4 protein-coding genes are annotated in these 12,193 nt (G+C 58.7%); 1 reads left to right on the top strand and 3 read right to left on the bottom strand.

Annotated elements, in window-relative coordinates; translation table 11 throughout:
* From ileS to Q1Y74_RS04015, 3 genes are all read right to left on the bottom strand, one after another.
* On the bottom strand, positions 1-2,979 hold a 2,979-nt coding region (ileS, locus tag Q1Y74_RS04025), incomplete at its 3' end, for an isoleucine--tRNA ligase (RefSeq protein WP_300812454.1).
* Between the two features lie 370 nt (positions 2,980-3,349).
* On the bottom strand, positions 3,350-4,219 hold the full coding sequence (locus tag Q1Y74_RS04020; protein ID WP_300812453.1) for an alpha/beta hydrolase-fold protein: 870 nt from the start codon (positions 4,217-4,219) through the stop codon (positions 3,350-3,352).
* A 13-nt stretch (positions 4,220-4,232) separates the two neighbouring features.
* Positions 4,233-6,872, bottom strand: coding sequence for a TIM-barrel domain-containing protein (locus Q1Y74_RS04015; protein WP_300812452.1), 2,640 nt, complete (start codon positions 6,870-6,872; stop codon positions 4,233-4,235).
* A 681-nt stretch (positions 6,873-7,553) separates the two neighbouring features.
* Here Q1Y74_RS04015 and gltB point away from each other — a divergent pair.
* Positions 7,554-12,116, top strand: a complete 4,563-nt coding sequence (gene gltB / locus Q1Y74_RS04010) for a glutamate synthase large subunit (protein WP_300812451.1) — start codon at positions 7,554-7,556, stop codon at positions 12,114-12,116.
* The last annotated feature ends 77 nt before the right edge of the window (positions 12,117-12,193 follow it).

Here is a 12,193-nt window from a genome sequence, read left to right as displayed (position 1 = left end):
CACCTTCTTCACCAGCACACCTGCAGCACCGTCCACAAACTTAATCTCCTTTACGTTCACCTCGCTCATGATAAGCGACTTCACGGCTTCGATGTGAGCACGCTGCTCTTCGTCTACAACAGGAATCATAATACACTGTAGCGGTTGGCGGACTTTGATGTTGACTTTACGGCGCAAAGCCAGCACCATAGACGTAATATCCTGAGCAATCTGCATACGGGCCTCCAGTTCGCGGTCTATCATCCCTTCGTTACAACGGGGGAAGTCGGCCAGATGGACAGATACAACCTTATCGCGGCCGGTCACGCCAATGAGATCCATATAGAGCATGTCGGCATAGAACGGAGCGATAGGTGCCATCAGTTTGGCAACAGTCTCCAGACAGGTGTAGAGTGTCTGATAAGCGGAAAGTTTGTCCTCAGTCATGCCGCCGCCCCAGAAGCGTTTGCGGTTGAGGCGCACGTACCAGTTGGACAGGTTATCGTTGACAAAGTCGGAGATAAGGCGTCCGGCCTTGGTGGGTTCGTAGTCGTTATAGCAGGCATCCACATTCTTCACCAGCGTATTCAGCAGGGAGAGAATCCAACGGTCAATCTCAGGACGTTTTTCCATCGGTACGTCAGCCTCTCCATAGCAGAATCCGTCCACATTGGCATAAAGGGCAAAGAAAGAATAAGTATTGTACAGAGTGCCAAAGAACTTGCGGCGCACCTCTTCCACTCCATCCACATCGAACTTCAGGTTGTCCCACGGAGAGGAATTGGTAATCATGTACCAGCGCAAGGGGTCGGATCCATACTTCTCGATGGTAGAGAAGGGGTCTACGGCGTTACCCAGACGCTTGGACATCTTGTTACCGTTCTTGTCCAATACCAGTCCGTTGGAGATAACGGCCTTGTAGGAAACGCTGTCGAACACCATCGTGGCAATGGCGTGCAGGGTGAAGAACCAGCCACGAGTCTGGTCTACGCCTTCGGCGATGAAGTCGGCGGGATAAACCTTATGGCTGTCCAGCAGTTCCTTGTTCTCGAAAGGATAGTGTATCTGAGCGTAGGGCATGGAGCCGGAGTCGAACCATACGTCAATCAGGTCCGTCTCGCGTTTCATCGGCTTGCCGTCTTCAGACACAAGAATGATGTCGTCCACATACGGACGGTGCAAATCAATCTTATCGTAATTTTCTTTCGTATATTCGCCCGGAACGAATCCTCTGTCCTTATAGGGGTTGGAAGCCATCAGCCCGGCAGCTACCGATTTCTCAACCTCGGCATACAATTCTTCGACGGACTCGATGCACTTCTCTTCAGTACCGTCCTCCGTACGCCAGATGGGCAGCGGCGTACCCCAGTAGCGGGAGCGGCTCAGATTCCAGTCGTTAAGGTTCTCCAGCCACTTGCCGAAACGTCCCGTACCCGTAGACTCGGGCTTCCAGTTGATGGTCTTGTTCAGCTCCATCATGCGCTCACGGCAGGCTGTGCTGCGGATAAACCAGCTGTCCAACGGATAATAAAGCACAGGTTTGTCCGTGCGCCAGCAGTGAGGATAGTTGTGTACATGCTTCTCTATCTTGAATGCCTGGTTGGCGGCCTTCATCATCATGCACAGATAGAAGTCGAGCGATTCGGCTGCCTGGGCTGCCTTCTCGTCATACTTGCCGTCTACCGTGAACTGAGGGTCGTAAGCGTTCTTCACCCAGCGGCCCTGATATTCCTTGTATGCTTCCACATCGACACACTCGGCCACAAACTTCTCGTCCAGTTCGTCCAGCAGATAGAACTTACCGGTAAGGTCTACCATCGGGCGGGTCTCACCACGCTTGTTGATCATGAACAGTGAGGGAATGCCTGCCGCACGGGCCACCTGAGCATCGTCCGCACCAAACGTCGGAGCAATGTGTACGATACCCGTACCATCGTCTGTCGTCACATAATCGCCGGGGATAACACGGAAGCCTTTGTCACTGACGTGCCAATTGCCGTCGTTGTCCACCTCAACCGGCTTCACCCAAGGAATGAGCTGTTCATACTCCATACCTACCAGGTCCGGACCCTTGTATTCGCCTACCACCTTGAAAGGAATCAGCTTGTCGCCAGGCTTATAATCTTCCAGGGAAAGGCCTTCCGCCTTCTTGTTGAAGTGAGTATAGAGCAGTGATTTGGCCAGTACGACGGTCATCTTCTCACCCGTATAGCCATTGTAGGTCTGTACGGCCACATAGTCTATCTTGGGGCCTACGCAGAGCGCAGTGTTGCTGGGCAAGGTCCAGGGTGTAGTAGTCCACGCCAGGAAGTAAGGCGTACCCCACTCTGCCATCTCGGGCTTGGGATTCTTCATCTTGAACTGACCGACCACCGTCAGGTCCTTCACATCACGGTAGCAACCGGGCTGGTTCAACTCGTGCGAGCTCAATCCCGTACCGGCAGCGGGCGAATAAGGCTGGATGGTGTATCCTTTATAAAGGAGGCCTTTCTTGTAGAGCTGCTTCAACAGCCACCACAGCGTCTCGATATAACGGTTGTCATAAGTGATATATGGGTCGTTCATATTTACCCAATAGCCCATCTTGTGCGTCAAATCCTCCCACTCCTTCGTGAATTTCATCACGTCCTTGCGGCAGGCTGCATTGTAATCAGCCACAGAAATGGTCTTGCCGATATCTTCCTTAGTGATACCCAACGCTTTCTCCACACCCAACTCTACGGGAAGTCCGTGCGTATCCCATCCGGCCTTACGCTTCACCTGGAAGCCTTTCATGGTCTTGTAACGGCAGAAAATGTCCTTGATGGTACGAGCCAGTACGTGGTGAATGCCCGGCATACCGTTGGCCGAAGGGGGGCCTTCAAAAAACACAAAAGAAGGACATCCTTCACGTTCTGTCATACTCTTGGCGAAAACCTGGTTCTCGTCCCATTGCTTCAACACTTCCTTGTTGATTTCCGAAAGGTCAAACTTTGAATATTCGGCAAACTTTTTACCCATCTTCTTATTCTTGATTTAACAATTATACGTTTCTACAACAACCGGTGCCCTACTGACACTTCGCAGGCACCCTGTCATTTTTAAGGGTGCAAATTTACAAAAAAGTTGGATAATAAGGAGTTTTGAGTGGAAAAAAACCACAAGAAGAGGCGTTGGGTAAGAATCAGAGAAGAATGAAACCACTGCCGGAGCCCTACTGCAATCCAAGGGAGACAGTCCGCAGTACACATACACTACCGGCCCGCACAGGGGCTGTCAACCAGATGCCGCCTTCTTGTCAGACACAGACGCCATCAACGGCCGGCAGACCTGTACGGGCCGACGGTGAGAAAATGCAGGCAAAGGGGAAGGGAGCCACAACGACGACTCGTCAATCCGCCCCCATCCGGGACTGTACTTCCGAGAAATGAATCAACGCCCGGCGCAGGCAGGGCTTCCAATAGTTCCAGTCGTGTCCGCCTCCCAAGATGCGGAGTTCGTAGCCAATGCCTTTGTCGCGCAGGGCCTGCACCAGGTCGATGTTGGCCTCGTAAGTAAAATCCTTGTCCCCACAGTCTATGAACCAGTCCACCGTCTTCCAAACTGCCACATCGGCCTCACTGCCGCGAGACACCGTGACGATGGGATTGTGGTCTTCCACCAACTGCTGTCTCCACTCGGCCGAAGGGTCATTCTCCAGGAAAGCCAGATATTGCCTGCGCAGATAGGCGCTCATGGCATAGACCGAGGCAAACCGGTCGGGGTGCTTCAACCCATAGACCACCGACGCCCCGCCACCCATGGAATAGCCCGCCAGGTAACGGTTCTCCCTGCCGGGCTTCACCCGGTAAGTCTTCTCAATATAGGGGATAAACTCCTGAAAGAAGAAGTCCTCGTAGCGCCAGTGGGGAGCATTGAACCAAATCATGTTGTTCTTGTTGCCTTCGGGGCACACCAATATCATCTCCTCCATCACCCCTGCCCGTATCAGGCTGTCGGCCATAGTGGAGATTTGTCCGTAGGTTTCCCAGTCGGTGTTAGAGCAGTTTCCTCCGTGCAGCAGGTAGCAGACGGGGTAAGCGGCATCGGGGTTCTTGTCATAGGACTCGGGCAGATAGACCGAATACTCCCGCTCGGTGATGCCTTGCAGCAACGTGCACTTCATCTTCGTCTCCATCATCCGCCCCTGCGAATGGCAGTCGGGTACGCCCAGCCACGCAAGCAGGCACAGAAGGACGATACAGCATCTGTTTGTCATCATACAGGTATCTCGTTTAGAATTTGACAGTCAGTTTCTTTCCCTTGTAGACAATCTCCCTGACGGCAGGAGCCTGACCGCCGGCCGAAAGCAGGACCAGCTTCATCTTCCGTCCGTCCTTCATGCCCTCGAAGCCGCCCCGACGGTCGCCGACGGTAAGCTGCCTCCGCGCGTCGTCCCAGGTCAGGGAGACCTCCGCATATTGTCCTTTCTCGTAGTTGTAGTTGTCGCCCTCGTCTTCGTAGAGACGGAAGGCGCCGTCGGCTCCGGCATAGATGCGCACCTCGTAATCGGACGCCAGGGCTGCGGCAGTGCTGCCGGTAGCGGTGGCCAGCGGGACAATGCTGCCGGCCCGGGCAAACACCGGTATATGCTCTGCGGACACAGGGCTGTCATACCAGCCGCCGGCGGCTATATAGGCACCACTGTGGAAGTCATACCAACCGCCCTTCACCTCCGGCAGATAGACCCGCCACGACGCGGGCCCTTCCTCCACAATGGGAGCCACCAGGAGTGACTGGCCGAACATGTACTGGTATTTCAACCGCAGGGCCGTGGTGTCGGCGGCAAAGTCCATCACCAGCGGACGCAGCAGCGTGCCACCCTCTCCCGTCACGTCCGCCGCTCCGGCATAGACGTAGGGCAGCAGACGGTAGCGCATGTCCAGCGACTTGCGGGCCAGGCGCATGACGTCCTCGCCGTAGTTCCAGAACTCGGTGTCGGTCATGTAGCCGTGCACCCGCATCAGCGGCAGGTAGACCGACGTCTGCAACCAGCGCAGGAAGCGCTCGTGGTAGCGGGTGTCCGTGTACTGTCCGTTACCGGGGCGGAAGAAGCCGCCGGCGTCGTAGGTCCACCAGGGCAGGCCGCAGACCGATATGCCCAGTCCGGCCACCAGCTGACGGCGGAAGGTCTCCCAGTCGTTGTCCACATCGCCCGACCATGTGGCCACCCCGTAGCGCTGGATGCCGGGGAAGGCACTGCGGGTCAGTATCATCACGCGCTTGCCGGGGACGTCGCGGCGCAGACCCTCGTAGACGGTCTTGTTGACCGTCAGCGGATAGACGTTGCGGAACACCTCGCCCGGACGGGCACCATTCCCCACCCTGCGTCCCAGCAGGTCGTCGTTCTCGGGCTCGGTGGCATCCAGCCACAAGGCATCGATGCCGAAGGGGCGTATCAGGCTGTCGCGCATGTTGTCCCAGTAGAAGGTGGCGGCTTGGGGATTGAAGAAGTCCACCCATTGCGTGTTCGCTATGTAGTAGCCTCGGCGTCCGAACTCCTTGCCCAGCACCGAAGCCGGGTCCACCTTGGACCACACGGACAACATCAGGCGCATGTCCTGCGCATGGAGGCTGTCCGTCATGGCCTTGGGTGAGGGATAGAATTCCTCGTCGAAACGCATGGCGTTCCATCCGTACTTGCCCCAGTACTGCCAGTCCTGCACCATGAGGTCCACCGGCAACTGCTCGCGGCGGAAGCGGGCCGCCGTCTCCAGCAGTTCGGCTTGCGAGTGGAAGCGTTCGCGGCAATGGATATAGCCCAGGGCCCAGAGGGGCTGCATGGGCACCTCGCCCGTCACCGCACGATAGGAGGCTATCACTTCGTCGGGGTTGCCGGCAAAGAAAGTATAGTCCACACCTCCGGCCACGGGCGAGCGGAACACGGTGGTGTCGTCCACCTTCTTATAATATAGGACAGGATTATCTTCCTTCGTCAGTTCGGCCGTCAGCCGATGGCGTCCGGCTTCCAGGTCGACGATGACCGAGGCCGTGGGCGGCAGCCAGAGGTTGTTCATCTCGATGACCTTACGGCCGTCTATCTCCAGGTGGTGCCTGCGCGCCATGCGGCTGCCCACGTCCAGCAGGAGGGAATAGGCTCCCGCCACGGGGATGTCCACCTCGGCCGTAAACACATTGCTCTCGCGCAGTTCCTTCACACCGCCCGTGGTCGAGGTGACATTTACCTCTGTCACCTTGCCGCCGGCCAGGCTCCGCTCCAGCGCCACGCTGTCCGTGCCCGGATTGAAATCCGTCAGCCCGTAGTTGTTCCACAGGATGCCGTAACCCCCGCTGGACATCAGGAAGGGGACGGCTATCTGTGTGTTCACCTGAGTCAGTCTCCGGCTCAGTCCGCGTACGTTCAGGTAGCCGTCCTGAAACTGCCCAAGTCCGTAGAGGCATTCGTCGGGGGCGGTATGGAAGCGCTGTTCGGCCACGTAGGTCGGCTCGTCCTGCACCGTGGAGGGCGTCAGGCTCCAGCCTGCCTCGGCCAGCAACAGCCGCCCGTCCGGCGAATAGAAGCGGATGCCGTCGTCGGCCACCTCCACCGTCAGTCCCTTCAGGGTCATGAGGTTCTTGTTTCCGGCCTTCGTCAGCCGGTACTCGGGACGGGCACCCTCCAGATAGACCAGTTCCGGCAGGGTATCCGCGCCCGCGCCCGCCTTGACGATGCGCACGGCATTGTCCGCCAGCGGACACACGCGGACAACGCCCGCAGAGGTTCGAAAACTCAGAGCGTCATCCTCATCGGGCACAATGGAGACGCCATCAATCCCGGCCGCACGGGCCGGAGAATAACTGCCGCACAACCCGACGGTCAGCAGGCAAAAGAAAAATCCCGCCACCAGTGGGCGAGACAAAATACAGGTTCTCATAGCAATTCGTTTCAGATATGTCTGCACAAAAGTAAATAAAAAGCCCCAAAAACCGTAGCAGAACGTCACTTTTTCTCGTCTCCCGGCGACATCCGACCCGCATCCATCCCCGCCCACTGCCGGATTCAGCCAACCGGGCTCCCCACCTTTACCCGGCCGCCTACTCACCTTTGCAACCCAGACTACCAACTTTTGTTGCAATTAAAAGGCTTTCATCTGAAAATTAAAAGCCTTTCATTTATCAATTAAAAGGCTTTTAATTTTCAGCTATCAGGCTTTTAATTGAGGCAGACTCCTCACCTTTGGGTGGCAAAGGTGGGGAGACAGGCTGCCAAAGGTGGGGAATCTGGACTGCAAAAGTGGGAAGGCGGACGGGCAAAAACAGGAAATCCGGCCGGTTGGCACCCGGTTCCGGCCGACGGATGCCACGGACGGGGCGGAGAAAAATATTTTCCGAAAGGTGTAAAAATTACGATTTATCACATAAAAGAGCCGAAATGCTACTAAAAAGAAGATACCACGAGGATATGGTAACAAATCGTAGCCATCGGGAGGAGGACCGACATTTAGCGGAATAATAGTTTACTTTTGAGTATATCATTTTGCAATTAAATAAATACATTTGCATCACATTTTGACACACCAATAGGTATTATACAGAACCAAAGCAAAGGAAAGACGATGAAAAGAGAACTTTTTAACAACAGAACAAAAGAAGCGTTCCGCCCCGGCATTCAGGAGCAGGACGGGACAGGAGAAGCTCTCCGACAGCAACCCCGACAGACGGGGCTCTACGACCCCGCGCACGAGCACGATGCCTGCGGCGTGGGCATGATTGTGAACCTCAACGGCAGCAAGTCGCACGAGTTGGTGGACTCCGCCCTGCGGGTGCTGGAGAACATGAAACACCGCGGAGCCGAAGGCGCCGACAACAAGACGGGCGACGGAGCGGGCATCATGGTTCAGATACCCCACGAGTTCATCCTGCTGCAAGGCATCCCGGTGCCCGAGAAGGGCAAGTACGGCACGGGGCTCATCTTCCTGCCCAAGGACGCCAGGGAGCAGGAGCGTATCCTGAGCATTGTCATCGAGGAGGTGGAGCGCGAAGGCCTCACCCTGATGCACCTGCGCGCCGTGCCGGTGAACCCCGACGTGCTGGGACAGAGCGCCCGCCGGACGGAGCCGGACATCAAGCAGGTGTTCATCACCGCCGCCACGCAGCCGGAGAACCTGGAGCGCACGCTGTACAAGGTGCGCAAGAAGATAGAGCAGCGCGTACACCACAAGGATTTCTACATCGTGTCCCTGTCCAGCCGCACCATTATCTATAAAGGTATGCTGTCGTCCACCCAGGTAAGGACGTACTTCAGCGACCTGACGCAGCCCTACTTCACCAGCGGGCTGGCCATCGTCCACTCGCGCTTCAGCACCAACACCTTCCCCACGTGGAGCCTGGCACAGCCCTTCCGCCTGCTGGCACACAACGGCGAAATCAACACCATCCGCGGCAACCGCGGCTGGATGGAGGCGCGCGAGAGTGTGCTCTCCACCCCGACGCTGGGCAACGTGAAGGACATCCGCCCCATCGTCCAGCCGGACATGAGCGACTCGGCCTCGCTGGACAACGTACTGGAGTTCTTCGTCATGTCCGGTCTCAGCCTGCCCCACGCCATGGCCATGCTGGTGCCCGAATCGTTCAACGACAAGAACCCCATCAGCGAAGACCTGAAGGCCTTCTACGAATACCACTCCATCCTGATGGAGCCGTGGGACGGCCCGGCCGCCCTGCTCTTCAGCGACGGACGCTACGCCGGCGGCATGCTGGACCGCAACGGCCTGCGCCCGGCCCGCTACCTGCTGACGCACGACGGCATGATGGTCGTGGCCAGCGAGGCGGGCGTCATCAGCTTCGAGGCCGAAAAGATTAAGGAAAAGGGACGCCTGCAACCGGGCAAAATCCTCCTGGTGGACACCGAGGAGGGACGCATCTACTACGACGGCGAACTGAAGGAGCAGCTGGCCTCGGCCAAACCCTACCGCCAGTGGCTGTCGGCCAACCGCATCGAGCTGGACGCCCTGAAGAGCGGACGCAAGGTGGCCAACACCGTGGACGACCATGACCGCCGCCTGCGCGCCTTCGGCTATACCCGCGAAGACGTGGAGCGCATCCTGGTGCCCATGTGCAGCAGCGGCTCGGAACCGACGGCCTCCATGGGCAACGACACGCCCCTGGCCGTGCTGAGCGACCAGCCCCAACTGCTGTTCAACTACTTCCGCCAGCAGTTTGCGCAGGTCACCAACCCGCCCATCGACCCCATCCGCGAGGAGCTGGTGATGTCGCTCACGGAGTACATCGGCGCCGTGGGCATGAACATCCTGCTGCCCAGCGAGGCCCACTGCAAGATGGTGCGCCTGCCCCACCCCATCCTGAACAACACGCAGCTGGACATCCTCTGCAACATCCGCTACAAGGGCTTCAACACCGTCAAGCTGCCCATGCTCTTCGAGGCCGCACGCGGCAAGGCAGGCCTGCAGGAAGCCCTCGACCGCCTGTGCAAGGCCGCCGAGCAGGCCGTGACAGACGGTGCCAACTACATCATCCTGTCCGACCGCGGCATCGACGCCCGTCAGGCAGCCATCCCCTCACTGCTGGCCATCAGCGCCGTCCACCATCACCTCATCAGCGTGCAGAAGCGCGTGCAGACGGCCCTCATCGTGGAGAGCGGCGAGATTCGCGAAGTGATGCACGCCGCCCTGCTGCTGGGCTACGGCGCCAGCGCCATCTGCCCCTACATGGCCTATGCCGTGCTGGACGACCTGGTGAAGAAGGGCGAGGTACAGATGAACTACGAGACGGCGGAGAAGAACTACATCAAGGCCGTGTGCAAGGGTCTCTACAAGATTATGAGCAAGATGGGCATCAGCACCATCCGCTCCTACCGCGGCGCCAAGATATTCGAGGCGGTGGGCCTCAGCGAAGAACTGCTCAAGGGCTACTTCGGCACCGCCTCCTCCACCATCGGCGGCATCCGTCTGGAGGAAATAGCCAGAGACTACATCACCTTCCACGACAACGGCTTCGTGCCCGAGACGGTAGACCCGCTCCTGCCCTACATCGGACAGATGTCCTACCGCAAGGACGGCGAACGCCACGCCTGGAATCCGGAAACCATCAGCACCCTGCAACTGGCCACCCGCACGGGCAGCTACAAGAAGTTCAAGGAGTTTACCCGCACGGTCGACGAGAAGGGTGCCCCCATCTTCCTGCGCGACTTCTTCGGCTTCCGCCGCAACCCGATAGACATTGACCAGGTGGAGCCGGTGGAGAACATCGTGAAGCATTTCGTCACAGGGGCCATCTCCTTCGGCGCCATCAGCAAGGAGGCACACGAGGCACTGGCACTGGCCATGAACGAACTGGGCGCACGCAGCAACACGGGCGAAGGCGGCGAAGACAGCACGCGCTTCCACGACACGGTGGACGGCATCAGCCTCTGCAGCAAAACGAAGCAGGTGGCTTCGGGACGCTTCGGCGTGACGGCGGAGTATCTGGTGAACGCCGAGGAGATACAGATTAAGGTGGCACAGGGCGCCAAGCCGGGCGAAGGCGGACAGCTGCCGGGCTTCAAGGTGGACGAGGTCATTGCCCGCACGCGCCACTCCATCCCGGGCATCTCGCTCATCTCGCCCCCGCCCCACCACGACATCTACTCCATCGAAGACCTGGCTCAGCTCATCTTCGACCTGAAGAACGTGAACCCGCGGGCCGCCATCAGTGTGAAGCTGGTGGCCGAGAGCGGCGTGGGCACCATTGCCGCCGGCGTGGCCAAGGCGAAGGCCGACCTCATCGTCATCTCGGGTGCCGAGGGCGGCACGGGCGCATCGCCTGCCTCGTCCATCCGCTATGCGGGCATCGCGCCGGAGATAGGACTGAGCGAGACGCAACAGACGCTGGTGCTGAACGGACTGCGCGGACAGGTGCGCCTGCAGACCGACGGCCAGCTGAAGACCGGCCGCGACATCATCAGCATGGCCCTGCTGGGCGCCGAGGAGTTCGCCTTCGGCACCACGGCCCTCATCGTGCTGGGCTGCGTCATGATGCGCAAGTGCCACTCCAACACCTGTCCCGTGGGCGTGGCCACTCAGGACCCCAAGCTGCGGGCCCACTTCCGCGGACATTATAAATATGTAGTCAACTACTTCCGCTTCCTGGCACAGGAGGTGCGCGAGTACCTGGCCGAGATGGGCTTCAAGAGCCTGAACGACATCGTGGGCCGCACCGACCTCATCGAGCTGCACCCCGCAGCCGAAGGCACGAAAGCCTCGCTGCTGGACTTCGGCCGCCTGCTGCACCGCGTGGAGAACGATGCCGCCCTGCACCACTGCACCGAGCAGCAGCACGACATTGCTCACGTAAAGGATGTGGAGATGCTGCAAGCCGCCGCCCCTGCCCTGGACAGCCGCCGCGAGGTTTCGCTAGAGTATGCCATCGGCAACACCGACCGCGCTGTAGGTGCCATGCTCTCGGGAGCCGTGGCTGCCCGGTATGGCAATGACGGACTGCCCGACAGCACCATCAGTGTGAAGTTCAAGGGCTCGGCCGGACAGAGCTTCGGTGCCTTCCTGGCACACGGCATCAGCTTCAAGCTGGAGGGTGAGGCCAACGACTACCTGGGCAAGGGCCTGAGCGGCGGACACATCGCCGTGCTGCCGCCCGTGCGCAGCAACTTTGCCGCCGAGCAGAACACCATCGTGGGCAACACACTGCTCTACGGAGCCACCAGCGGTGAGGTCTACATCAACGGACGGGCAGGCGAACGCTTCGCCGTGCGCAACTCGGGCGCCATCGCCGTCGTCGAGGGCGTGGGCGACCACTGCTGCGAGTACATGACCGGTGGACGCGTCGTGGTGCTGGGCCAGACGGGCCGCAACTTTGCAGCCGGCATGAGCGGCGGCGTGGCCTACGTATGGGACCCCAACGGCACGTTCGACTACTTCTGCAACATGGACATGGTGGAACTCTCGCTGCTCGAGGACTCCACCGCCCGCAAGGAGCTGCACGAACTTATCCGCCAGCACTACCTCTACACCGGCTCGGCCCTGGCCCGCACCATGCTGGACAACTGGCCGCGCTACGTGGAGGAATTCATCCAGGTAACACCCATCGAATATAAGAAGGTGCTGGCCGAGGAGCAGATGCGCAAGCTGCAACAGAAGATTGCGGAGGTGCAGAGAGATTATTAATACAGAAGTTAAGGAGATAGAGAAGTCAAGGAGTCAAGCCGATAGTTTGGCTGACCATAAGACGAATCATAACGCAG

This window comes from uncultured Bacteroides sp. (genome assembly GCF_949298305.1).
Taxonomy (GTDB): Bacteria; Bacteroidota; Bacteroidia; order Bacteroidales; family Bacteroidaceae; genus Bacteroides.
The sequence above is the reverse complement of the archived record's forward strand: the minus strand, read 5'-3'. Positions and strand labels throughout refer to the sequence as shown.

Coding starts and splice junctions, on each gene's coding strand:
- Q1Y74_RS04020 (WP_300812453.1), bottom strand. CDS start 4,219: ATGATGACAAACAGATGCTGTATCGTCCTTCTGTGCCTGCTTGCGTGG.
- Q1Y74_RS04015 (WP_300812452.1), bottom strand. CDS start 6,872: ATGAGAACCTGTATTTTGTCTCGCCCACTGGTGGCGGGATTTTTCTTT.
- gltB (WP_300812451.1), top strand. CDS start 7,554: ATGAAAAGAGAACTTTTTAACAACAGAACAAAAGAAGCGTTCCGCCCC.